The following is a 22,783-nucleotide window of genomic DNA, read 5'->3' as shown; positions in this document are numbered from 1 at the left end:
GCGCACGATTGAAGGATGAAATGTGATTGAGTACGACAACGTCTCGAAGGTCTTCTTCAAGGGCGACACCAGAGTCCATGCGCTGCAGGACGTCACATTGTCGATTGGGGCCGGGGAGCTCATCGCGATCGTCGGCCCGAGCGGTTGCGGCAAGTCGACTCTGCTCAACCTGACCGCTGGTCTGATGGAACCTGGGCTGGGTGAGGTCCGCTACGAGGCAGAGACAGTGACCGGCGTGAATACCAAGGTCAGCTATGTCACCCAGAAGGACAATCTGCTGCCATGGAGGACCGTCGAAGGCAACATCCGGCTGCCGCTGGAGTTGCGCCGCGGCGCACCGCTCGGCAGGTCGGAGATCCGCGAACGCATCGCGGCCTCGCTGAAGCTGGTCGGACTCGAAGGGTTCGAGCGCCACTATCCCTCCGAACTATCCGGTGGGATGCGAAAGCGGGCGCAATTGGCTCAGGCGCTCGTCTGCGAGCCGGAGACACTGTTGATGGATGAACCGTTCGGCGCGCTCGATGCGCAACTGAAGTTGGTACTCCAAGCAGAGCTGCTCAAGGCGTGGGAGGGGTCGGGCAAGACCCTTGTATTCGTCACCCATGACCTGGCTGAAGCGATCTCCATCGCCGACCGGGTGGTGGTGATGTCAGCTCGGCCTGGCCGGATCAAGACGCTGCAGCAGATAGACATCCCCCGCCCGCGGGACGTCTTCTCGATCCGGTTCACCGCCGATTTCGGGCGGTATTTCGAGTCCCTGTGGGACGCACTCCGCGACGATGTCGTGCAACTGGAACGAGGCTGACTGAAATGACCACGACCGAGACTGCCGTCGAGGCGGCGAAATCTGCCTCCGACAACCTTTTTGTCGTCGATCCGAGCATCCGCCGTCGACGCCGCGAGAACCTTGTGGTCGCCGGATCGCGAGTGGTGATCATCATTCTGACTCTCGGGCTCTGGGAACTCTGCAGTGGCCGGATAATCGACAAGTTCTGGATTTCCAGCCCGTCCGCCATCGCCGCCGCCGTGCAGAAATTCTGGGACGACGGCCTGCTTTGGCCTGCCATTGTCGCGACTCTTTCCGAGACCGCACTCGGCTTCGGCCTAGGCGCCATCACCGGCATCCTGGTCGGCTTAGTGTTCGGTGTCAGCCCACTTATCGCGCGAATACTGGACCCGTTTCTTGTTGGTGTCAACTCGATCCCGCGGGTTGCGCTGATCCCGCTGTTCATCCTCTGGTTCGGGATCGGGTTCGAGACCAAAGTGCTCTTCGCTGCGGCTCTGGTGTTCTTCCCGGTCTTCATAAATACCTTCGCCGGCGCGCGCGACGTCGACAGGGACCTCATCGATGTCATCAGGGTGATGGGGGCATCGCACAGGGAAGCTGTACGCAAGGTGCTGGTGCCGTCGGCGCTCGTGTGGGTCTTCGCAGGGCTGAAGATGTCAATCCCGTTCGCATTGATCGGCGCTGTCATCGCCGAGATGTTCGCCGGGGACGACGGCTTGGGTTACCTCATCTCGGTCTCGGCCAACCAATACGACACCGCCGGTTCGTTCGGCGCGATCTTCGTGACGACGCTACTGGGTCTCGGGCTTACGTACTTGGTCTCGCTCATCGAAGCGAAAACATTGCGCTGGCGCCACGTCGACCACTGAATCATCCGTACTACCCCTCAACGCACTCAAGGAATCGCTGTGCAACCCACCGCTCAACCCACGACGTTCAATCCTACTAGACGGTCCTTCCTCGGCATGCTCGGCATTACCGGCATGGCCGTTGCCGCCTCACCACTCATCGCGGCGTGTAGCAACGATGGCGGAGGCTCGGGCAGCGGACGGTACCGGATCGTCCAGCCGTCCAAGGACCCGCTAGTTGTCTGGGCGGTCTCCTACTTTGCTGAGGACGAAGGGTACTACAAGGATGAGGGCCTCGAGGTAGAGCGAGTTCTGCTGCTCGGAGGACCTGCGGCCTTGACCGGCCTGCTCTCCGGCGCGGGGGACGCGCTGAGCGCGACTCCCGGCGAGACGATCTCGGCATTCGCCAAGGGGCGGGACCTCAAGATCGTGATGGGACACTCCAACAACATGCCGAGCTCACTGGTGATCTCCGCGTCCGCCGCGGACCGTGCCGGCGTTACCGAGTCGAGCCCGCTCGACCAGCGAAAAACTGCTCTGGCCAGGATCGGCAATCTCCGCCTCGGTATCACCGCACCTGGCAGTCAGACCGACGCCTACAGCCGAATGGCCCTTCGCCAGGCCGGTATCGACGGCGGCGCCAAGATCGTCCCGCTCCAAACCGCATCCAATTGCCTCGCGGCACTGGGGAATGGTGACATCGACGGCTACGTAGGTGTTCCACCAGCGGGAGAGACAGCCATGGTGGCAAGCGGCGCGGTGCTCCTACTCACTGCACAGGCCGGCGAGATCGCAAAAGCTGACGAACTGCAAGGAATGACGCTGGTCGTCAGAGGGGAGGACCTCGAGAAGAGGCGCGACACCTACGCCGCGGCTACACGAGCAGAGGTAAAGGCCATGCGGGCTCTTAACGACGACTTCGCCGCCGCGGGAAAGCTGTTGCGACGTACTCGATTCGGTTCGCTCGATGACGTTGTATGGGACCACGCCTGGAGTCGGCTCCGCCCATCGTTCCAATCTCCGATCGTCACCGAGCAGGCGCTCGGCGCCTGGGTCCGCAACGGCCTCGTCGATGGCGGCAAGGTCGGCGAAGGCGACGTCGCCTACGGCGCCCTGATCGACATGCAGCTCACGAACGACGCAATGAAAGACATGGGATTCGTCACCGCCCGCTGACTCCTCGTGCACCTACTGACACGCGGCAAGCCTGGCACGCACCGAACGAAGGACCACATGTCTTCAGATACCCAGATATACATCCTCGACGGCGGAACCATCGAGATACTCGACTGGTCGATCTACGACCCCGCCGCTTCACCGCACAGTCGCCGGACGCTGTCGGTTCCGGTCTATCTCGTCGTCCATGACGGTCGCACCCTCGTGTGGGACACCGGTCTTGGCGACAGATTGGCCGGCGCAGACCCGATTCTCGTCGCCAACCACGCCCTCTTCACTGTCGCGGAGCCTCTCGCGAAGCAGCTCCGGGCCGCCGGGCATCCAGCGGACGAGATCGAACTGCTAGCACTGTCCCACTTCCATCCCGACCACGTCGGCAACGTCGACCTTTTCACCCGATCGACGCTCGTGTCGCAGTGCGACGAGTACTATGCCGCGTTCGGCCCCAATGCGAGGGACCATGGCTATGTCCCCGACGACTACGCCGTAATCGGTGACCTGCCCACCAAGCTCCTGGACGGCGACGAAGACGTGTTCGGCGACGGCGCAGTCGTGATCAAGCGGCTACCCGGTCACACCGTCGGCAGCCAGTCGCTGCTGGTGCGGTTACCCGAGCGCGGATCCGTGTTGATCTCTGGCGACCTCGTGCACACGATGGAGAACTGGGAGAATCGGGTGGTACCGCCGGTGCTGAACCATCTCCCCGAAGAATCAGCACGCAGTCTGGAAGCGGCGGCGGCCCTGCTGCGTGAGGAGAGGGCCGAACTCTGGGTGCAGCACGACCACCCGCAATATCTGGCTCTGCGAGCCGAATCGAGGATCTTCCAATGAGTGCGGAACTCGGAGTAGCCGTCGTTGGCGTAGGCGCCGATCAGTGGAGCGGCGCGGCACACCTTCCTGCGCTGGCGGCGACAGAGGGCGTGCGCCTGGCCAGATTGGTCACCTCGTCGCCCGAGTCGGCGGCGCGCGCGGAGGAGGCATACGGTGTCCCTGCTTCAGCGTCACTCGACGACGCGCTTGCCGATCCGGCCGTGCAACTGGTGACGGTTACCGTCCGGGTCTCGAAGCACCGCGAGATCGCAGAGACCGCGATCCGTGCCGGAAAACATCTCTACTGCGAGTGGCCGCTTGGCGCCGACGTTGCGGAAACTCAGGCGCTTGCCGATCTCTCAGCTCAGCACCCGGAACAGATCCACGTGGTGGGACTGCAGGGCCGCTTGGCACCCGAAATCTGTGCGGCCTCCTCCGCTATCACCGCCGGCCGAATAGGGCAGCCGCTCCGGGCGAACTTGCAGGTCTTCCTGCCACAGGGCCTCGTGCCCCGGCCCAAGCACCGCGCGCACCTCCGGCACCGGTCCGCCGCGGCGAATGTTCTCAGCATTCAAGGCGGACACAGCCTCGACATGATGGTGGCGCTGCTCGGTGAGCCGGGACCAGTCCACCACGCCGTGCTGTGGTCCGCCGTCGACTACTTCACTGTGCTCGAGACGGGCGAGCGGCTGGCGCGCGACGCACCAGACAATCTTGTGGCGCAGCTCGAGATCGGTGGTATCCCAGTGACCGTACAGCTGTCGCAAACCTCGACCAGGCCGGGATCCAGCATCGAAATCCTCGGAACACAAGCGTCCCTGCTCGTGACCGCACGAGATCAACCGCAGTTCAGCGCTCTCCGCGCCGTTATCACCGACATCGACGGCAGTAGTCAGGAGCTACAGCCCCTCGACGCTGCCGCTGGCGTCGAATTGCCTCGCGATCATGCGGGCTTCAACGTCGCGATCGCCTACCGCAACATCCTCGGCGCCATTGCGGGCCGAATACCCCGTGATGCCGTACCCACACTCACCCGGGCCGTCACCATGCAGCAACTCCTCGACTCGATTGAAGAGCTTGCCGAACGTGCGGCGACGCCATCGGCACGATCGTCCGAACCGAATTCAGCCGCCCTCGCTCTGTGACGTGTAAGCGGCTGACTCGAATCGAGGCGGCAGGCGGAAAGACCGCCACACCTACAACGATTCAACGGCGGACCGCGTACCGCAGGCCCAAAGTTACGGATTACCGCTGAAGAACAACGGTTACCGTGATTCTTTGGCCGACTGGAATCCATGGCCTGCACATGGTTATCACGGTACACCGTCGCGTAGAGACCTGCCGGCGCGATCCGCGCCCGGCGTCGGGCGCACTCGGCACGCCCAACCTCCATGAGATAGCCGAGAGGAAAGAAAACAGAGATGAGGAAAATCGTAACGGTGGCGGCGGGCCTGGTCGTCGCACTCAGTATCGCGTCCGGCTCGGCCGGCGCGCAGGCCGATGGTAACGATGGCGCGGTCGGCTTCACGGCCAGCGCCACCGACAGCCAGTCTATCGTCCAAATCGATGCCGGTTCAATGGTCGTCGAAGACGGCATCTTCAAGATCAAGTCCGGCGATGGCACCACGCTCGCAGGTATGCCACTGACGTTTCGGGTCGACGACTTCGAATTCCCGATCGTCGCCGATATCGCCAGTCGCACGGCGACGCTGACCCCGCAGTTCGACATGGCGCACGCGGTCTACAAGCCGGTCGCGCTGCCGTTCGAGGACAAGGCGCCGTGGAAGACCGAGTACGACCGCGAGCAGGCCGCCTGGACCCGGATGACCAGCACCATTGCCATGGGTGCCACGCTTGGCACCCTGATCGGCGGCCTCGGCGGCGCCGCCGTCGGCTGTGTCCTGGGTGGCATCGCCGGCGCGACCGTCGCAGCGGCCGCGATCGTCGGCCTGTTCGGCGCCTTCATTCCGGCCGCGGCAATCGGCTGCTTGGGTGGCATTATTGCGGTCGGCGCGGTCGGGACCGTCGCGGGCCAGCTGCTGGTGGCCGCCCCGGTTGCGATCGGTGCGGTTATTCAGTATTTCGCCACCATCTCCGAACCGCCGATAGCACCGGCGAAGTAGGTAGTGGGGACGATCTCGGCGGAGTTCGTTGGGAGACACCCGACCCGTTCGGCCCTCGGGCCGGGCGGGGTCGGCCGGGTTCGGCGGTCGGAATCCTCGGCGCCGCCGCGAGGACCTGCTCGTTCGCCGACATGGTGACCATGTTCCGTGTCTGTGCGTAGCCTGTGCAACGCAGGACGGGCAGTTATATTCTGGTTGCTGTGCACTAACGGGTGTACCGCGAGTAGCTGATGGTCGAGAGCGATTCTTTCAAGACACAGCGCGATGTCGGCATTGATGCCGTCATGGAGTTGAGTGCGGCCGGGTTCGAGGACGCCGAGGAGATCGGGCGGGGTGGGTTCGGTGTTGTATATCGCTGTACCCAGCTCGGTTTGGATCGCACCGTGGCAGTGAAGGTGCTGACCGGTGAACTGGAGGAGAATCGGGAGCGGTTCTTTCGCGAGCAGCGGGCGATGGGTCGGTTGACGGGACACCCGAATATCGTTGGTGTCCTCGAGGTGGGCGAAACCGAGACCGGTCGGCTCTATCTGGTGATGCCCTACCACCGGCAGGGTTCCCTCGACGCCCGGATCCGCGGTGGCGGTCCGCTGTCGGTGGAGGAAGTACTGCGTCTGGGGGTGAAATTGACTGGGGCGCTGGAAGCAGCACATCGGGCCGGAGTTTTGCACCGGGACATCAAACCAGCGAATATCCTGCTCACCGACTACGACGAGCCGGCGCTGACCGACTTCGGTATCGCCCACATCGCCGATGCGTTCGAGACCGCGACCGGCGCGGTCACCGGTTCACCGGCGTTCACCGCCCCCGAGGTGCTCGGGGGGGATCGAGCGAGCCGTGCCGCGGACGTGTACGGACTCGGTGCCACGTTGTTTTGCGCGCTTACCGGGCATGCGGCGTTCGAACGCCGCAGTGGTGAGCAGGTGATAGCGCAGTTCTTGCGGATCACCACACAGCCGGTTCCGGACCTGCGCGAGAGCGGACTCCCCGAGGACTTGAGCGCGGTGATCGAGGCGGCGATGTCTCGCGACCCGCATGAGCGTCCCACGGCTGCGGTGTTGGGCGAGCAGTTGCAGCGAGTGCAGCTCGCTCACGGGTTCGGGGTCGAGCAGATGGCTCTGCCAAGGGAATTTGCTGCTGAACAGAAGGCGGATCGTGTGACCGTCCAGGTCGGACGCCGCGGTCGTAGTCGGCTCTCCGATTCAGTGAGTGGAAAGGCGGTGGGAAACCTGCCGCTCGAGTTGACCAGCTTCGTTGGGCGGCGCACCGAGGTGTTGGAGGTGAAAAATGTGCTGGCGGGGTCGCGTCTAATGACATTGACCGGAATTGGGGGGGTGGGTAAGACACGACTCGCACTGCAGGCCGCAGGCAAATTACAGCACGGTTTCCCTGACGGGGCATGGCTGGTCGATTTGGGTAAGTTGCGTGATGCAACCTTGCTGGCCGATGTTGTGGGCAACGCTCTTGGTCTGCGGAACCAGGCTGGCAGGCCGATGCTCGAGGTGCTGGCGGAGTTCTTGTCCGCACGCGATCTGTTGCTGGTGTTGGACAACTGTGAGCAGGTGGTGGATGCGGCAGCGAAGTTGGTCGAGGCCCTGTTGCAGGCATGCCCGGAGTTGCGGGTTCTGGCGACCAGCCGGGAGGCGTTGGGTATCGGCGGGGAGTCGGTATATCCGGTGTCGCCGCTGGAGGTTCCGGACCCCGAAAGCGATCCGTCGCTGCGGAGTTTGGCCCGTTACGACGCGGTGACGTTGTTCGCCGAGCGGGCCGCTGCCGCGGTGCCGGGCTTCGAGTTGACCGAGGGCAACCGGCTCGATGTTGCCAGGATCTGTGCTCGGCTGGATGGGTTGCCGTTAGCGATCGAGTTGGCGGCGGCGCGGCTGCGGGCGATGTCGGTGCAACAGATTCTTGCACGGCTCGACGATCGGTATGCGTTGTTGACCCGTGGCAGTCGGGGTGCACCGACACGCCAGCAGACGTTGCGGTGGTGCATCGGCTGGAGTTATGACCTGTGCACACCGGTCGAACAGCGGTTGTGGGAGCGGTTGTCGGTGTTCGCGAGCAGTTTCGAGTTCGACGCCGCCGAGAAGGTGTGCAGTAATGGCACGTCCGAGCCGGAGTTGCTCGATGCGTTGTCCGCCCTGGTGGACAAGTCGATCGTGATCCGGGAGGAAGCCGACGGAGCTGCCCGCTTCCGAATGCTCGATACCGTGCAGGAATACGGCAGAGATCGGCTCGAGGCGGCTGGCGAGTATCCGGAGCTGTGTCGTCGGCATCGGGACTGGTATGAGTGGTTGGCACTCGAGGCGGATGCGCAGTGGATCGGCCCACGCCAGCTCGAGTGGATCGCCCGGCTCGAGCAAGAGCTGCCTAATCTCCGGAAGGCGCTGGAATTCAGCCGGTCCCATGGCGACGAAAGTGGGTTGCGGATCGCCGCTGCTCTGTACTCGTTCTGGATCCTGCGTGGGCGGCTCGCCGAGGGCCGCCGCTGGTGCGACCGTGTGCTGGGCGATTCGTCCCGTGGGCCGAGTGCGGACAGAGCCAAGGCGCTCTATACGGCCAGCCTCCTGGCCGCGATACAAGGTGACCTTGCGGGCGCAACCGGCCGAGTTGCAGAGCTTCGAACCCTGGTTGAGCAGACGCCCGACCCTATGAGCATCGCCCTGCTAGCCAACGCCGACGGGTACCTCGCTCTCGTGAGCGGTGATCTGCCTCGCGCGAGCAACCGTATCGCCGAGGCCGTCGAAATATTCGATGCCTGGGGTCAGCTCTCGGTGCACAGACTCACGGTGCACATGCGAGCGCTGATCACCCTCGGATGGGCTCACGAGTTACAAGGGGATACAGCGCGGGGCCTCGCCTGCCTCGAGAAGGCCCTCACCGTCTCCGAGTCTCGGGGGGACACTGTGTTTCGGTCGTATGTATTGTGGGCTACAGGGCTCGGCGTTTGGCAGCACGGTGAATACGACCGCGCTGCGTACATGCTGGAAAAGGCTGTTCGGCTGTCCCGAATAGTGGCCGATCCGCTCGTCGCAGCGGGCTGTTCTGAGATGCTTGCCTGGGTCGCAGCCAAGGAGCGGGATGTGCGGCGCGCGGCCGTGTTATTGGGTACCGCCGAGGGGTTGGGCCGTATGGCTGGCGGCTCGAGCATCCTGTTTCGCAGTTTGCTTGTCTACCATGAGGATTGCGAGCAAGGCGTTCGCGAGGCACTCGGCGTGCAAGCATACCGGGCGGCCCGTCAAGAGGGCACCGCGATGAGTTTCGATGCTGCGGTCCGTTTCGCATTGGGCGAGCAACCTCGAGCCGACGCACCAGCTGATCGCTTGTCATCGAGCCTCACGAAGCGTGAGCGCGAAGTGGCCGACCTTGTCGCTGAAGGGCTGACCAACAAGGCGATCGCCGCCCGGTTGGTGATTTCTCCCCGCACGGTGGACGGACATGTGGAACACATCCTCGCCAAATTGGGATTTACCTCGCGAACACAGATCGCGGCCTGGGCGGTAGAGCAGAGACATGACGAGCGCGAATGACCGATGGTTCGGGCATCGCGGGAGTGCTGACAGCGCCCGCCGAAGAAGAAGCGTTGGACGCTCAGTGCGGTGTGCGGCAAGACCCGGCCGGCCACCCGCCTGTGGGAGGGAAAACCGTGCTGCTTCAGCTGCTATCAGCACGCCCGTGCTCAGCCGTGTGCGCGATGTGGCCACGTGCGCTCGATCGACGAAGAAAGCGCCCCCTTCGCCGCCGCCCGCCGCCTCCACGTCTCCCGCAACACCGTCGCCTACCGCGTCAAACGCGCCGGTGAACTCCTCGGCTACGATATCTCCACCCGCCGGTACCAACTCCACACCACCGACCCATCTCCAAAACATTGCGAAGTTGAACCCCAGGCGAATTCAGTCAGCTTTGCGAGACGCCAGGGGCAGTCTGCGGCCCCCGACTGGTACGGCCTAAAGACCCGGAGAGGCGGGCGAACCTACGGCGTGGTGAGCGACTTGACGACGGCGGAGCCGAAGCCGAGGTCGTTGGAGATGGCCAGGCGGGTGTAGCTGCCGCCGGTCTGCTGCGCGAGCGCCTGGAGGGTCTGGGTGCCGTTGCCGCCGAGCACGATCACGTCGATGCGGACCGGGTGGGCCGGGTCGATCGCGGCGGTGATGCTCGAGGCCAGCTGGGGGCCGGTGACGGTGGAGTCGTCGTCGGGTCCGTCGGTGATCAGCAGCACCGAATTGGTGCGGCCCGGCGCGTAACCGGAGACGGCGCTCTTGTACGCGGCGATCAGGGAGGGATAGGCCTCGTCGGAACGGGTTTCGCCGGGACGCAGAGTGCTCAGCGCGGTAGCGATCTTCGTGCGCTGGTCGTCGGTGAGCGCGGCGGTGGCCGCCGCCACCTGGTACGGATCGGTGCCGTCGAGGTTCTTGCCGAACGCCCAGACGCCGAGGCCGAAGTCGGGCGGCATGACCGTCATCGTGGAGTTGAGGGCGGCGACGACGTTCGCCAGTCGCGTCTTGGCCCCCTCGGTGGTGCCCATCGACGCCGACACGTCGACCAGGACCGTGGCCTGCACGCCCAGAACCGGGTTCGCGAGCGTGGCGCGCACTTTGTCGAGCGCCGCGCGTGATGGTGAACTGTTCGGCGCCTGCGGCGCGCTGGCGAAACCGGCCGCGACGAAGATCTGCGCTTGCTCCGGCTTGCGCAGATAGTCGGTGAACCGCCCGGCGATGAGATTCTGCGTCTTGTCCACCCAGGCTCCGGACATCAGCGCGGCTGGATAGTCTGCTGTCGGCGCCGACCCAGCGGGCCGGAACGCGGCGAGCCCCGGCTGCGCTTTCAGTTGCTGCTCAGTAGCCGCAACCGCGTGCACCGCCCCGTTCTGTGCCGCGACCGTCGCCACCGCGGACGTGGTGTCGGTGGCCTGCGGGGCGTCGACGGCGAGCCCGGAGATCGCGGCGACCACTTGACCGGACCGCGCGGCATCCTCGGTGAGCGGATCGGCGCCCGACACAGCGGAGCCGACCGCGGTGGCCACGGCCAGCGTCGCGTCACCGGACGGCACGGCCATGCGGAGGCCGCCCCAGCCGGACAGGCCGAGCTCACCCAGCGACCCCTGTTGCAGGCGCGGCAGGTCCGCCCAGGAAATCTCGGCCTGCTCCAGCGCGCCGCGCAGTTCCTCCGGCACCGCGAGGACGATCGGGCTGGCGGCCACCGGCACGGGCGTGCCCTCGATCAGACCGGGCACCCGCATGGACTCGATCGAGCGGGTCGAATCGGCGATCCACAGCGCGGGCTGCGGACCGAGCGCCTGATCCCACGGTTTACCGCTGGTGAACGCGGCGACGACGGCGGAGGATGGCTGCGCGGTCACCGCCACACGCGCGCAGTGGTCACGCACCTTCGGCTGGGTCGCGTTGTAGCTGTCCGCGACGGCCCGCACCTGTGCCGCGATGCTCGGATCGGCGGTCACGTGCAGCGTCGCCGGCCCCTCCACGCACTCGGCCGCCGCCGCAGTGTCCTGGTCGGCCGCGCGATCACGCAGCTGGAACCAGCCGACGACGATCGCGGCCAGCAACGCAACGGCAACCAACACGATAACCGGACCTTTGCTGACGCCTCGGGATCTGGTTCCGCTGCGATGAGTGCCCACGCGGTCAGTGTATGGTCACCCGCACCGAGCGGACTCGGTGAGGTTCTTTCGGCACCGCAAGTGCCCGGCGAGATCCTTGGGAGGAGCCGCCGCGCCCGACGGCGCGACGGCGGACCTCATCGGCGGATGACGCGGCCGCGGTCGAACTCGTGCCCGCCCCAGACACCGGACTGTCCAGTGCGGGCGGCGAAATCGGCGCACGCGTCCCGGATCGGGCAGCCCGCGCAGACTTCCCGCGCGTAGTCGAAGTCCTGTGACGGGTACGGGAACCATGCTTCGTGGTTCGGGTCGCCACGGCAGGCCGCCCGGTGCCACCCTCGGGAGTCCGAGAGCGGGAGCAGGTCGGCCAGGGTCAATTCCGTGACGACGGTGGTCGCGGTGCGCGTCATCGCGATCTTCTCCTTTCTCGGGTCGTGGTCAGGTGGTGGCGAGTTGCTTCCAGATCCGCCGCTGCTGCCTGACCCGGTGGGTGGGTGCCTTCGGTTCCCAGAGCAGACGCATGCCCGCCTCCTCCGGGGTGCGGTCGGCCTTGGCGGTATTGCATGGAGCGCAGCAGGCCACCAGGTTGCTCCAGGTGTTCGGGCCGCCCCGGGACCGCGGCCGGATGTGGTCCACGGTGCGCGCCCAGCCCGCGCAGTAGCCGCACCGGTGGTTGTCACGGCGCAGCACGCCCGCCAACGTGGCCTTGCTCTCGTCGTCGGCCAGCGTGCTGTGGGTCAGGTAGACGTAGCGCAGCAGCCGAATCGTCTGCGGCAGAGCTAGTTCCACGTGCCGCGACCGGATCGGGAAGTGCGGTTCGCGGTCGGCGATCGACTCCGCGGCACCCGCGACGAGCAGCACCACGGCCCGGTCGGCCTTGATCTCGTCCAGCGCCTCGTAGGAGGCGTTCAGGACGAGGACTCCGGTGTGTATCCAGTTGTCGGCGGTCATCACCGCCGGATCGACGGCACGGCGGAACGTCATGGGAATCACCATGTTTCGTGGGAATCGAGCGAAGGATGAGAGGGATGCGGCGGTCAGCCGATGGCCTGGAGGCGGCTGTCGTCCGGTTCGCCGTGCCGCGCACTGGGAGCTTCGCCGAACGCGTCGCCCGCGGTCGACAACCGCCTCATCTCGACATCCATTCGCTTGGCCGTCTCCGGAATCACTGCCGCCCCTCCTCTCACTGCTCAGTGACCACCCTCGATGCGGTGGTCATCGTCGAAACACATGGTGGCACAGCGCACCCGCCGTTGTCGGGTCATTTTCGGCGGTGCGGTGCCGCGAGCGCGTCATCGATCAGCGGTGCCCCGGATGGATGGGAGCTGCCTCGCTGACGTGCCGATGGCGTGCCGCACGGCCCTTCGGGTGGTGTGCGGGCGGGCACTGCCGATCGTGCGCCTGACCGCCAGGTCGATCAGGCTGGACGCAGCTCGGCCGCGCCGAAGGAGACGTTGAACCGGTCGCACCAGATGGCGACGCTGGTCAGCTGGGTGAGGTCCGCGTCGGCGGGGACGGTGTAGTTCTGACTGCCCTGGTTGCCCTTCAGCTTGCCCAAGTCGGTGTGCACGCCGTCGTCGAAGACGAACCATCCGTCGCGCCCCTCGCGTACCGGCGCGTCGGTGAGCCAGACGTGCAGGTCGGGCCCGTCGGAGGTGTCGAGGTCTTCCAACCGCAGCACCCTGCCGCCGTCGGGCAGTTGCAAGACCACGACCGTACCCGCCGTCGCGTGCTCATGCGAGACGAACGTGCCGTGGGCGATGGCGCGGGGCTGCGGTACCTCGGCACCGGGTGCCGGTACGGTGGAGACCGACGGCGCCGCCTCCTGGACGGTGGTGTCGGTGAACAACCGCCACGGCTGGAACAGGGCCAGGCCGACGCCGAGCCCGGCCACGACCAGCACGGCGACGATCCAGGTGATCGGCGAACGGGTGATCCTGCGTGCGGACACCATGGCATCTCCTCGGACGTGGCCTGACAGTTCATTCTGCCTGGAGGCCGGCGCCTCCACCGGACAATGGTGCGGGTAGCGGCATGTCCGTGGTCCGGTCCACGCGGGTCGGAGATTCCCGACGATGTGTTCGAGGCGCTGGGACACGAGTTCGCCCGCCTTCTCCCGCGTCCCGGGCCGGTATCCGCCACGGGTACACCGGGTCGCCGGGCGCGTAGTCCTTCAGGAACTTCTTCGCCAGCGTGATCTTGTGCACCTCGGTGGGTCCTCACAGCTGGCCATCACCTCCACGGCAAAATCAGCGTTTCGGATGTCGGGCGGCGTCGGTCACCACGCCGTCGAGCAGGGTGGTCGCGAGGATGTCGGCGATCTCGCCGGGGGAGCGGTCGCCGTGCGGGCGGTACCAGAACGTCACCATGTTCAGCATGCCGAGCACGCTGTTGGTGACCACGTGGTCGTCGGTGTGCACCAGCCCCTCGGCGTGGCCCGCGTCGATGACCCGCTGCCAGCAGCGCTGGACCCGGTCGCGCAGCTCCTGGAGTTCGGCGGCCCGCTCGCCGGTCAGCGCGCCGACATCGCGCAACTGGATCGCCACCTCACGCTGATGGCGAATGATCAACCGGACGTGACTGTGGATCAACTTGCGCAGCTTGGCGATCGGGTCGTCCGGGCCCGCGGCGATCTGTTCGGCGTCGACGAGCATCAGCTGGATGTAGTCGCGCAGGATCTGCCACAGCAGCTCTTCCTTCGAGCCGATGTGGTAGTACAGCGCGCCGCGCTGCACGTCGGCGCGCTCGCCGATCTCGGCCACGCCGGTGCCGTGGAATCCCTTCTCGGCGAACAGGTCGATCGCCGCGCGCATGATCCGGTCCCTGGTGTCGCTCGCCGTCGATTCGGTGGCGGGCGGGCGGCCGCGGCGGCGCGACGGCGCGGTCATCGGGCCGGGTCCAGCACGACCTTGCCCACACCGTCGGTGCGATCGGCGAACATGCGGTAGGCGGCGGGTCCGTCGGACATCGGAAGCTGGTGGGTGACCACGGCTTCGGGCCGAATCCTGCCGCCCGCGGTGAGTTTCAGCAGGGCGGGCAGTTCGTATTGGACCGAGCACAGTCCGATGTGGAACTCGAGCTCCTTCACCTGCGCCGCCATCATGTGGAACGGATAGGCGCGGTTCTGGCTCACGCCGACCACGCTGACCCGGCCGCGGTGCCCGACCGCGCTGATCGCGAGCTTGATGGTGGCGTCGGCGCCCACCGCCTCGATCGCCACGTCCGCGCCGCCGCCGAGCGTTTCCCGGATCGCCTGCTTCGGATCGTCCGACTCGACCGGCTCGGCGCCGAGGTCGGCGGCGCGCTTGCGGCGTTCGGCGAGCAGGTCGACGCCGAGCACCCGCGCCGCGCCCATCGCGAACGCGGACTGGACCGCCATGAGCCCGACCGGACCGAGCCCGATCACCACGACCGTGTCGCCCGGGGCGATCCGGGCGCGGCGGGCGCCGTACCAGGCGGTGGGCGCGTTGTCGGTGAGCACGACGGCGGCCGCGTCGCTCACCTCGTCGGGCAGCTTCGCCAGGTTTCCCGCGGGGTGCGGGACGGCGAGCAGCTGGGCCTGGCAGCCCGGCAGCGAGCCGCCGAGACCGTAGCAGGCCTCGACCGGCAGCGGGTGCCGAGCGCACGCGGCGACTATCCCGGCGCGGCACTGGGAGCAGCTGTCGCAGCCCACGGAAGCGGGCACCAGCACGCGGTCCCCGACCGAGAAACCGCGGATCTGCGGCCCGAGTTCGACGATCTCGCCGACCGCCTCGTGCCCGACGCAGTAGCCGGTGGTGGACACGAAACCGTGTCCGCCGTAGATGTGCAGGTCGCTGCCGCAGATCCCGGTGGCGGTTACGCGGACGATCGCGCCGTCGGGTCCGGGCAGCGCGGGGTCGGGACGATCGGAGTACGAAATCTGTTCGGGGCCTTCGTAAGTCAGTGCTTTCATCGCCGGCATCCGTCCACGGCGAGCGTCGCTCCGGTGCAGAACGTCGAAGCATCGGTTGCGAAGAACAATGCGGAGCCGACGACCTCGTCCGGCTCGCCGACCCTGCGCAGCGCGTTGTGCTCGGTGAGTTCGGTGCGCAGCTCGTCCGGCCACGCGGTGGCGATGTCGGCGACGGCGGCGCTTCCGTCCAGCTTGCGGCTGGCGATCACCACGTCCGCGCCCGCTTCGGCGAACGCGAGCACCATCTGCTTGCCCAAGCCCCGGCTCGCCCCGGTGAGGACGGCGACCCTGTCGGTGAGTGACACCTGAACTCCTGCTGTGTCGGTAAATGTTCCGATCAGTACATTAAATCGGCCCCACGATACGATCAAGGGGCTGTGCGGCCGACCGCCGACGGCCGCAAGACCCGCCGGGTGACGAACCTGTTCACCACGGCGTGGCGGAATGGATGGGGCAGAGGCCGGATGACCCGGCGCGCGGTGGTACCACTACCCGCGGGTAACATGACCCTGTTTCCCACTTGGCTTTCTCGGAAGTGAGGCAGTAGATGACAGAGCGGATTCAGGTCGGCGGGCTCCAGGTGGCCGGCGTTCTCCACGAATTCGTCGAGAACGAGGCGCTTCCCGGTACCGGCGTCGATTCCGCCGCGTTCTGGGCCGGCGCCGAACAGGTCATCAACGATCTCGCTCCGCGCAACCGCGCCCTGCTGGCCGAACGCGACGAGATCCAGGGCAAGGTCGACGCCTGGCACGCCGAGCACCCCGGCGCGAACTACGACAAGGCCGCCTACAAGAACTTCCTGACCGAGATCGGGTATCTGCGGCCCGAGCCCGCCGATTTCCAGATCGCCACCAAGAACGTCGACGACGAGATCGCCGTTACCGCGGGCCCGCAGCTGGTGGTGCCGGTGATGAACGCCCGCTTCGCGATCAACGCCGCGAACGCGCGCTGGGGCTCGCTGTACGACGCGCTCTACGGCACCGACGCCATCTCCGAGGCGGGCGGCGCGGAGAAGGGCACCGGCTACAACAAGGTGCGCGGCGACAAGGTCATCGAGTGGGCGCGCAACTTCCTCGACGACGCGGTCACCCTGATCACCGGTTCGCACATCGGTTCGGCCTATTACAAGATCGTCGACGGCGAGCTGGAGGTCGGCTTGGAGGACGGCACCAGCATCGGTCTGGCCGACGCCTCCCAGCTGGTCGGCTACCTGGGTGATCCCCAGGCGCCGAGCTCGGTGCTGCTGAAGCACAACGGCCTGCACATCGAGATCCAGATCGACCCGCAGTCGCCGATCGGCAGCACCGACACCGCGGGCGTCAAGGACGTCGTGCTGGAGTCCGCGGTCACCACCATCATGGACTTCGAGGACTCGGTCGCCGCCGTGGACGCCGAGGACAAGGTGCTGTGCTACCGCAACTGGCTCGGCCTGATGAAGGGCGACCTCGCCGAGAAGGTCACCAAGGGCGACAAGACCTTCACGCGCACCATGAACCCCGACCGCGTGTACACCGCGCTGGAGGGCGGTGAGCTGGTGCTGCACGGCCGTTCGCTGCTGTTCGTGCGCAACGTCGGTCACCTGATGACCTCCGACGCGATTCTCGACGCCGAGGGCAACGAGGTGCCCGAGGGCATCATGGACGGGCTGATCACCTCGCTGATCGCCAAGCACAGCCTGGCCGGTGACGCGAAGCTGACCAACAGCCGCACCGGCTCGGTCTACATCGTGAAGCCGAAGATGCACGGCCCCGACGAGGTCGCGTTCACCAACGAGCTGTTCGGCCGGGTCGAGGACGTCCTCGGCCTGGAGCGCAACACCCTCAAGGTCGGCATCATGGACGAGGAGCGCCGCACCACGGTGAACCTGAAGGCGTGCATCCAGGCCGCCGCCGAGCGCGTCGTGTTCATCAACACCGGATTCCTCGACCGCACTGGCGACGAGATCCACACCTCCATGGAGGCCGGGCCGATGGTCCGCAAGGCCGACATGAAGTCCCAGCAGTGGATCCTGTCCTACGAGGACTGGAACGTCGACACAGGTCTCAGCGCAGGTTTGCCGGGGCGTGCGCAGATCGGCAAGGGCATGTGGGCCATGCCGGACCTGATGGCCGACATGCTCACGCAGAAGATCGGTCACCCGCGCGCGGGCGCCAACACCGCGTGGGTGCCCTCGCCCACCGCCGCCACCCTGCACGCGACCCACTACCACCTGGTCGACGTGTTCAAGCGGCAGCAGGAGATCGCCAAGGGCGGCGGCCGCGCCACCGTCGACGAGATCCTCCAGATCCCGCTGGCCGCCGCGCCGAACTGGACCGACGAGGAGAAGCGCCAGGAGCTGGACAACAACTCGCAGTCCATCCTCGGCTACGTGGTGCGCTGGATCGACCAGGGCGTCGGCTGCTCCAAGGTGCCCGACATCAAGGACGTCGCGCTCATGGAAGACCGTGCGACCCTGCGTATTTCCAGCCAGCTGATGGCGAACTGGCTGCGCCACGGCGTGGTCACCGCCGACGAGGTGGTGGCCAGCCTGGAGCGGATGGCCCCCGTCGTGGACCGGCAGAACGCCGGTGACCCGAACTACCGGCCCATGGCGCCGGACTTCGCGGGCAGCATTGCCTTCCAGGCGGCGAAGGAACTGATCCTGGAGGGCACGAAGCAGCCCAACGGATACACCGAGCCGATCCTGCACCGCCGTCGTCGCGAGGCGAAGGCCCTGGCCTGCGTCTAATCTCTGCAGCGCGCGAATCCCTCGGCCGCGACTCGGTCGGGGGATTCGCGCTTTTCGGGAAGATCGCGACTTTCGATCCTGTTATCAGTCCGTTACCCTGGGTGCCGCCGCAGGACTTGCGGTGACAGCCTGTGGAGACCTCGGCGATGGCCGGTCTGTGAAGCAGGAACCTCTGGCTGTCGCGTAGAACAGCCAGAAATCCCCGGCCTCACTCAGGTCGGGGAGGACGTCAATTGTGAGGAAGATTCATGGGAAGCGTTGTGCTCGACATCGTGGCAATGGTCGTCAACCGCGCGGCGATGTTCTGGAATTGGATGGCCACCGGATCGGCGGGCTTCCCGCCGCTGTGAGCCTGCGGGTGCGCTAGTCGCCTCGAGCATCGGATCCCCTGGTCAGGGCGCTGGCCGGGGGATCTTCCTTTCTCTGCCGGATTCAAAAACCATCCGGAATGTTTGTTTGCACCCGCCGGTAGCGAGCCGACCGACCAGCTGGCGCGGGCGCGTGAACACAGTTCGGTGGGCAACACCCGTTCCCGAAGTCGCGCCCTTGGAGGCGATGATCAGAACAGCGGCAGGCCGAGCGCTTCGGGCAGGCTGAGCGGCTAGCCCATCGCGTCGGCGATGAAGTGCCTGCCCGGCGTAATTCATGCCTGGATCCATTGCGTCTCATGGCTCCCGAGGATGTCGACCCGGTATACGTCGGTCCGGCCGGTCAGTTTATTGGCGAGGTATAACGCGCGGTGCAGATTCCCCGCACGGATGCACTCGGACTGATACGCCTGCCCATCGGCAGTGCGGTAGTGCACCCGGAATCCGTATCTCTCGACTTCTTTCATCGTCCTCGAAATCCTGCTCCAGGAGACATCCCATCTGGATCGTGCTGGTCATCGTCGATCCCGGAACCACCGCCGTGGGGGGCGACTCGGGAACGAAATACACCTCGACGTGTCATGCCGGCAATTCCATGAGGTGCGCATTGCCGCGGGCTGCGAGGAAATCCAGCAGGCAAATTCGCGACATCGCCATCCCGGACAGATGGCCCGCGAGCGTGACGACCATATGGGCGCCCGAGCGACGGCACGCGTGCACGAGCTCGGCGAACGCCTGCGGAACCGACCAGCTCTGTGGTGGCGACTCGTGGAACACCGCCGCGAACTCGTAGCCGTGTTCCCTGGCGAACGTTTCCAGCTGGGCATGGCACTGGGAGAGTTCCGAACCGCTCAGCAAGTCCAAGCGAAGGTATCCGTACACCAGCGGCCGGAACCTCGCGTCGGGCGGGCACTTGACGTCCCCTGTGTTGCTGTTCCCTATACTCATGGTGCGTCTCGTATCGATGGTGGATGATGAAGAGCGAGTATCCTTTTCAGCCCCGGAAAAGTGCTTCGTTGCAGCTTCGCTGCTCGATGAGTGACGGCGTCATTGCCCCCTTCTCGGGATCGGGATAAAAATATTTCCGCGTGCGGGCCGTTTGGGCCGCATGCACATAAATTATTGCGGCAAGTATGACGTGGGTCACTTTTGGTGCATAACGTTCAGTGGAGGTCAGCTCGTGCGACGTCGTCGCTTCCCGGACGCCGCAGGGTCCAACCCGAGCGCTCGCGGCGAGAGGATGGCCGCGCGGCCCGCGGCTCTCCCTCGCTGGTCGTGTAACTCGTGGTGCTCGCGCTGATGATCGCCATCGGTGGCGGTCGCGGTGATCGACGCACGGCACACCAGCGACGTGACCACCGAACACGAGGTCACCGACGTGGCGGTGAGCCTGGCGCGGGCTCCGTCCACGCGCGCGGCGGTGCTCTCCGCCAACTCCACCGCGCAGCTGTAACCCGTGACTCCGATTCCACGCGGGAAACCGTTGCCGCTCGTATCTTGAACAGGTGAACTCCGCAGGTCCCGTGCGCAAGCGCACTCCCCGTTGGTTCGTGCTGTGGATGGGACTGCTGACCGCCTGTGTCGCGGTGTGCTGTGCAGCTCTGTTCTGGCAGCTGGCCGCCCAGGGAACTTTCCCGACACTTGTCGTGCTGTGGGTGGTGCTCGGCGTGCTCGGCGGGATCGCTACCCTGTTCGGACTGCTCGGGCTGCTTCGCTACCGCGCGTACTTCTACAGCCTCGCGTCACCCGTCCTCATCGCGGTCCTGGTCGGGCTGACGTTGTACGGCGTGCCGCAGAGCACCGGCTGGAAACTCACTCGCGCCATCCTCGAAGACCAAGCCGCCGATTGCGTCAACCCAGGTCACCGCACCCGCCTTGGCCTCTACACCATCACTTTCATCACACCCCGCGACGGTGGCTGCCTGTTCTATACCCAAGCGGGCGAATCGAACTCGGAAGGATTCGCCTACTTCCGCGACCCGGCGACCCCACCCCACCTCGGCCCGCCCGCCATCGACGGCATCGAGTACGCCGCGTTCGACCGGCAGTGGTACCGGTTCGTGGACGATCACTGAACCCGGTCGTCGAAGACCTCTTCGAGGGTGTCAGCCGTGACGGCGCGGGTGATCCAGGCGGTGAGACGAGCCGTATCGGTGCAGGCTGTGATCTGGGCGGCGAGCGTCGCCGGGACGTCGAATCCGCGAGTAGCGAGCACGGTCAGCAACGATTTGGCTTCGCCGATGGCTTCGCCTTCGGCGACGCCGTCGGCGTGCAGCTGATTGAAGAACTCGCTGTAGTAGGGGGACGTGTCGGTTTTCATCAGCATCTCCAGGAAGTGTCGGGCCGCTGCTTTCGGCAGTGCAGCCAGTACCAGGTCAATGTACCTTTTGCCGTCCGCGGAGTGGTGCGCAGTCGCAGCGAGGGCGGTGAGAATCGAGTCGCGTTCGGGGTCGTTGCGGTGGGCGATGGCCGAGAGGGCGGCCAGGTCGGGGCGATACTCGGTCGGTTCGATATCCGGTAGGTCGCCGGAGTCCACGCGCGCGTGATCGTACTCGGGAAGTGTCAGTCCGAGTGTGGAAGTCAGGAGCTCGGCAACCAAAGTTGGTCTGCGGCGGACCAATTCGATAAGTACTTCGTGAACTGACGACGGCATGGCGGGCACGGTACCGATAGCCACCGACAGGTAGGGTGGCGCGTATCACCACTCGATCGGCACTGCCTGGCGGGGTTCGATCCAGAGGGCTTCGGCGAGGGCGCAGAGGGTTCCGTCGGCGCGGGCCAGGGCCACGCCGACCGTGTATTTCCGGCCGTCTCGGGAGATCGGCCAGCCGTAGGAGATATAGGGCTCGCCGGCACGGACGGGCTCGAATTGGGTGGCGGTGAGGGCTGCGGTGACCGCGCCGGGGCGCAGGTCGCGCAGCGCCATCGCGGACCAGCCGCCTGGACAATCCACAGCGGCCCAGACATTTTCGGTGGAAAGCAGGCCATCGGGTCCACCGAGGGATGGGTCGGGTGTCCAAGCGGTGACGACCATGTCGTGTGCGGGAACGGCCCACGGCGACAGCCGCAGCCCGCGGCCGGGCGGGCAGGCGGCGCCGCATCCGTAGCAGTGGCTCATCTTGCGCAGCACCTGCGCGGTGGCGGTGGCTGCCTGGATCTGCGCCCAGGTGGGCACGGGTGGTGGGTTGACCGTGACCACTGACGCCGACGCTTCGGCCAGCACGGCGCCGTCCTGATCGGTCAGCGTCGCACCGCCGGAGCTGTCGGCGGACAGCACAATCGGGGTGTCAACGGTGACCGCGCGCCGGAAGTCCACGCGCACTTCCGCAGCGCTGCTCGCGGAGGCGAGCAGTCCCGCCACGTACCCGCCGAACGCCACGCCCGGATAGCCACGCACGTGTCCCGGCACAGTGAACGCATCGGTGCGAATCATCGGTACCCCAACCTCTCCCGGCCGACGGTCATGACCCGGCCACATCAGACGATACCGCCGCACCGTGTACGATCTCGCGCCGCGGTGCGGAACTTCGATCACGCAGCCAACCGACCGCCATCACAACGGGACACTCAGTCCCGACATCCGCGCGGAGCAGCAGAAACTGCTCTGGGCAGACACCGTTCTCCTGCATTTCCCGCTGTGGTGGTTCGGTCTGCCCGCCATCCTGAAAGACTGGGTGGATCGGGTCCTCACGTGCGGCTTCGCCTACAGGGCCGGAGGCAAGGCGGTGCCGAGGTACGGAGCGGGCGACGCGGTCAGGGCAGCGGGACGGCCCCACGCTGGGTCAGCAGCATTCCTATCACCCCGGCTTCCTGACCCTGCCCGTGGATCATCGCGCGGGCGAGCTCCTTGACCGGACCGGAGTGCAACAAGCTGTCGGCGGCTTCGGCCATCGCGATGCCGCCTTGATGGTGTCGAAACATCAACTGCAGGAACAAGATTTCGGCCTCGCGGCCGCGCGCCGCCGCCAAGGCGTCGAGCTCGGCGGTGGTCGCCATCCCCGGCATGGCTCCCGGGCTCACGGCTGACGCGGCGGGAAGGGTAGCCGGATGCCGATGCGCGTCAGGCATCCACGTCATCGGACGCGCGGCGGTCGGGGCCGCCTCTGCCAGGCGTAACCAGCCGAGCATGGTCCCGATCTCCAGGCGCTGCGTGCGGTCGAGTTGCTCGGCCAATCGGGCGACCGCCGGATCGGCGGCGCGGTCGAGCCGCTGCACCATGAGCAGTGCTTGCTGGTGGTGGGCGGTCATGTCCTGCGCGAAACCGATTTCCACCGCGGCGAGAACGTTTGTCGCCGAAGGTGTTTCCGGAAAGACCAGCGGTCGTAGCGCGGCGCCGAGCACGAGCAGCGCGAGGGCCGCGCAAGCCGCGGCCGCGGTCCGGGTCCACGATGACAT

At 66.2% G+C, this 22,783-nt stretch carries 23 protein-coding genes and 1 pseudogene; 12 read left to right on the top strand and 12 right to left on the bottom strand.

The features are described 5' to 3' along the window. Positions 1-22: 22 nt before the first annotated feature. The 8 genes from AB0M45_RS06525 to AB0M45_RS06490 all read left to right on the top strand — a co-directional run bounded on the left by AB0M45_RS06525 (position 23) and on the right by AB0M45_RS06490 (position 9,787). The gene (locus AB0M45_RS06525; protein WP_364323582.1) at positions 23-805 is read left to right on the top strand and encodes an ABC transporter ATP-binding protein; all 783 of its coding nucleotides are present in this window, start codon (positions 23-25) and stop codon (positions 803-805) included. Positions 806-810: 5 nt separating this feature from the next. Beyond that, positions 811-1,656 carry an ABC transporter permease gene (locus AB0M45_RS06520; protein ID WP_364323580.1) on the top strand — a complete coding sequence of 282 codons (846 nt, stop codon included), beginning with the start codon at positions 811-813 and terminating at the stop codon, positions 1,654-1,656. A gap of 39 nt (positions 1,657-1,695) precedes the next feature. Further along, complete coding sequence (locus AB0M45_RS06515; RefSeq protein WP_364323579.1) at positions 1,696-2,811, top strand: ABC transporter substrate-binding protein; 1,116 nt, start codon at positions 1,696-1,698, stop codon at positions 2,809-2,811. Between the two features lie 57 nt (positions 2,812-2,868). Further along, complete coding sequence (locus AB0M45_RS06510; RefSeq protein WP_364323577.1) at positions 2,869-3,642, top strand: N-acyl homoserine lactonase family protein; 774 nt, start codon at positions 2,869-2,871, stop codon at positions 3,640-3,642. Then, entirely contained in the window at positions 3,639-4,766 is a 1,128-nt protein-coding gene (locus AB0M45_RS06505; protein ID WP_364323575.1) for a Gfo/Idh/MocA family oxidoreductase, read from the top strand. Before AB0M45_RS06510 ends, AB0M45_RS06505 begins: the two co-directional genes overlap by 4 nt. 276 nt (positions 4,767-5,042) lie before the next feature. Next, positions 5,043-5,744, top strand: a complete 702-nt coding sequence (locus tag AB0M45_RS06500; protein WP_364323573.1) for a hypothetical protein — start codon at positions 5,043-5,045, stop codon at positions 5,742-5,744. Between the two features lie 230 nt (positions 5,745-5,974). Continuing rightward, a complete protein-coding gene (locus AB0M45_RS06495) occupies positions 5,975-9,271 on the top strand; it encodes a protein kinase (RefSeq protein ID WP_364323571.1) in 3,297 nt (1,098 codons plus the stop codon). A 69-nt stretch (positions 9,272-9,340) separates the two neighbouring features. Then, the gene (locus AB0M45_RS06490) at positions 9,341-9,787 is read left to right on the top strand and encodes a helix-turn-helix domain-containing protein (RefSeq protein WP_364323570.1); all 447 of its coding nucleotides are present in this window, start codon (positions 9,341-9,343) and stop codon (positions 9,785-9,787) included. Here AB0M45_RS06490 and AB0M45_RS06485 read toward each other — a convergent pair. From AB0M45_RS06485 to AB0M45_RS06450, 8 genes are all read right to left on the bottom strand, one after another. After that, positions 9,715-11,322: a substrate-binding and VWA domain-containing protein gene (locus AB0M45_RS06485; RefSeq protein ID WP_364323568.1), complete on the bottom strand. Its 1,608-nt coding sequence runs from the start codon at positions 11,320-11,322 to the stop codon at positions 9,715-9,717. The two genes, AB0M45_RS06490 and AB0M45_RS06485, sit on opposite strands and share 73 nt — an antisense overlap. Before the next feature lie 173 nt (positions 11,323-11,495). Next, a complete protein-coding gene (locus tag AB0M45_RS06480; RefSeq protein ID WP_364323566.1) occupies positions 11,496-11,768 on the bottom strand; it encodes a WhiB family transcriptional regulator in 273 nt (90 codons plus the stop codon). A gap of 28 nt (positions 11,769-11,796) precedes the next feature. Continuing rightward, positions 11,797-12,309, bottom strand: coding sequence for an HNH endonuclease (locus tag AB0M45_RS06475; RefSeq protein WP_364323683.1), 513 nt, complete (start codon positions 12,307-12,309; stop codon positions 11,797-11,799). A gap of 86 nt (positions 12,310-12,395) precedes the next feature. Further along, a complete protein-coding gene (locus tag AB0M45_RS06470) occupies positions 12,396-12,527 on the bottom strand; it encodes a hypothetical protein (RefSeq protein WP_364323564.1) in 132 nt (43 codons plus the stop codon). Positions 12,528-12,775: 248 nt separating this feature from the next. Next, entirely contained in the window at positions 12,776-13,312 is a 537-nt protein-coding gene (locus tag AB0M45_RS06465; protein WP_364323562.1) for a DM13 domain-containing protein, read from the bottom strand. A 295-nt stretch (positions 13,313-13,607) separates the two neighbouring features. Continuing rightward, positions 13,608-14,246 carry a TetR/AcrR family transcriptional regulator gene (locus tag AB0M45_RS06460; RefSeq protein ID WP_364323560.1) on the bottom strand — a complete coding sequence of 213 codons (639 nt, stop codon included), beginning with the start codon at positions 14,244-14,246 and terminating at the stop codon, positions 13,608-13,610. Then, positions 14,243-15,292: an alcohol dehydrogenase catalytic domain-containing protein gene (locus AB0M45_RS06455; RefSeq protein ID WP_364323558.1), complete on the bottom strand. Its 1,050-nt coding sequence runs from the start codon at positions 15,290-15,292 to the stop codon at positions 14,243-14,245. The genes AB0M45_RS06460 and AB0M45_RS06455 overlap by 4 nt, the downstream gene beginning before the upstream one ends. Beyond that, positions 15,289-15,597: an SDR family oxidoreductase gene (locus tag AB0M45_RS06450; protein ID WP_364323557.1), complete on the bottom strand. Its 309-nt coding sequence runs from the start codon at positions 15,595-15,597 to the stop codon at positions 15,289-15,291. The genes AB0M45_RS06455 and AB0M45_RS06450 overlap by 4 nt, the downstream gene beginning before the upstream one ends. A gap of 242 nt (positions 15,598-15,839) precedes the next feature. On the opposite strand from AB0M45_RS06450, the gene AB0M45_RS06445 reads away from it, so the two are divergent. Then, the gene (locus AB0M45_RS06445) at positions 15,840-18,020 is read left to right on the top strand and encodes a malate synthase G (RefSeq protein WP_364323556.1); all 2,181 of its coding nucleotides are present in this window, start codon (positions 15,840-15,842) and stop codon (positions 18,018-18,020) included. Between the two features lie 947 nt (positions 18,021-18,967). Here AB0M45_RS06445 and AB0M45_RS06440 read toward each other — a convergent pair. Continuing rightward, complete coding sequence (locus AB0M45_RS06440) at positions 18,968-19,336, bottom strand: hypothetical protein (RefSeq protein ID WP_364323554.1); 369 nt, start codon at positions 19,334-19,336, stop codon at positions 18,968-18,970. A gap of 364 nt (positions 19,337-19,700) precedes the next feature. On the opposite strand from AB0M45_RS06440, the gene AB0M45_RS06435 reads away from it, so the two are divergent. Both AB0M45_RS06435 and AB0M45_RS06430 read left to right on the top strand, forming a co-directional pair. After that, complete coding sequence (locus AB0M45_RS06435) at positions 19,701-19,841, top strand: hypothetical protein (RefSeq protein ID WP_364323552.1); 141 nt, start codon at positions 19,701-19,703, stop codon at positions 19,839-19,841. Between the two features lie 52 nt (positions 19,842-19,893). After that, positions 19,894-20,463 carry a hypothetical protein gene (locus AB0M45_RS06430; protein WP_364323551.1) on the top strand — a complete coding sequence of 190 codons (570 nt, stop codon included), beginning with the start codon at positions 19,894-19,896 and terminating at the stop codon, positions 20,461-20,463. On the opposite strand, the gene AB0M45_RS06425 is transcribed toward AB0M45_RS06430, so the two are convergent. Both AB0M45_RS06425 and AB0M45_RS06420 read right to left on the bottom strand, forming a co-directional pair. Further along, positions 20,457-20,924 (bottom strand): hypothetical protein, encoded by a 468-nt coding sequence (locus AB0M45_RS06425; protein WP_364323549.1) that lies wholly within the window; start codon positions 20,922-20,924, stop codon positions 20,457-20,459. The genes AB0M45_RS06430 and AB0M45_RS06425 overlap by 7 nt on opposite strands. Positions 20,925-21,086: 162 nt before the next feature. Continuing rightward, a complete protein-coding gene (locus AB0M45_RS06420; RefSeq protein WP_364323547.1) occupies positions 21,087-21,821 on the bottom strand; it encodes a hypothetical protein in 735 nt (244 codons plus the stop codon). 127 nt (positions 21,822-21,948) lie between these two features. Between AB0M45_RS06420 and AB0M45_RS06415 the strand changes: the two are divergent. Further along, a pseudogene (locus tag AB0M45_RS06415) lies at positions 21,949-22,095 on the top strand (NAD(P)H-dependent oxidoreductase); the annotation flags it as partial. A gap of 46 nt (positions 22,096-22,141) precedes the next feature. Here AB0M45_RS06415 and AB0M45_RS06410 read toward each other — a convergent pair. Beyond that, a complete protein-coding gene (locus AB0M45_RS06410) occupies positions 22,142-22,783 on the bottom strand; it encodes a DUF305 domain-containing protein (protein WP_364323681.1) in 642 nt (213 codons plus the stop codon).

Origin of the sequence: Nocardia sp. NPDC051787 (assembly GCF_040681325.1) — a bacterium.
GTDB lineage: Bacteria > Actinomycetota > Actinomycetes > Mycobacteriales > Mycobacteriaceae > Nocardia.
The sequence above is the reverse complement of the archived record's forward strand: the minus strand, read 5'-3'. Positions and strand labels throughout refer to the sequence as shown.

What these genes read in the sequence shown, in the direction of transcription:
- AB0M45_RS06480 (WP_364323566.1), bottom strand. Translation starts at nt 11,768, where the DNA reads ATGACGCGCACCGCGACCACCGTCGTCACGGAATTGACCCTGGCCGAC.
- AB0M45_RS06510 (WP_364323577.1), top strand. Translation starts at nt 2,869, where the DNA reads ATGTCTTCAGATACCCAGATATACATCCTCGACGGCGGAACCATCGAG.
- AB0M45_RS06475 (WP_364323683.1), bottom strand. Translation starts at nt 12,309, where the DNA reads ATGACCGCCGACAACTGGATACACACCGGAGTCCTCGTCCTGAACGCC.
- AB0M45_RS06445 (WP_364323556.1), top strand. Translation starts at nt 15,840, where the DNA reads ATGACAGAGCGGATTCAGGTCGGCGGGCTCCAGGTGGCCGGCGTTCTC.
- AB0M45_RS06500 (WP_364323573.1), top strand. Translation starts at nt 5,043, where the DNA reads ATGAGGAAAATCGTAACGGTGGCGGCGGGCCTGGTCGTCGCACTCAGT.
- AB0M45_RS06495 (WP_364323571.1), top strand. Translation starts at nt 5,975, where the DNA reads ATGGTCGAGAGCGATTCTTTCAAGACACAGCGCGATGTCGGCATTGAT.
- AB0M45_RS06410 (WP_364323681.1), bottom strand. Translation starts at nt 22,783, where the DNA reads ATGTCATCGTGGACCCGGACCGCGGCCGCGGCTTGCGCGGCCCTCGCG.
- AB0M45_RS06505 (WP_364323575.1), top strand. Translation starts at nt 3,639, where the DNA reads ATGAGTGCGGAACTCGGAGTAGCCGTCGTTGGCGTAGGCGCCGATCAG.
- AB0M45_RS06420 (WP_364323547.1), bottom strand. Translation starts at nt 21,821, where the DNA reads ATGATTCGCACCGATGCGTTCACTGTGCCGGGACACGTGCGTGGCTAT.
- AB0M45_RS06460 (WP_364323560.1), bottom strand. Translation starts at nt 14,246, where the DNA reads ATGACCGCGCCGTCGCGCCGCCGCGGCCGCCCGCCCGCCACCGAATCG.
- AB0M45_RS06455 (WP_364323558.1), bottom strand. Translation starts at nt 15,292, where the DNA reads ATGAAAGCACTGACTTACGAAGGCCCCGAACAGATTTCGTACTCCGAT.
- AB0M45_RS06465 (WP_364323562.1), bottom strand. Translation starts at nt 13,312, where the DNA reads ATGGTGTCCGCACGCAGGATCACCCGTTCGCCGATCACCTGGATCGTC.
- AB0M45_RS06440 (WP_364323554.1), bottom strand. Translation starts at nt 19,336, where the DNA reads ATGAGTATAGGGAACAGCAACACAGGGGACGTCAAGTGCCCGCCCGAC.
- AB0M45_RS06520 (WP_364323580.1), top strand. Translation starts at nt 811, where the DNA reads ATGACCACGACCGAGACTGCCGTCGAGGCGGCGAAATCTGCCTCCGAC.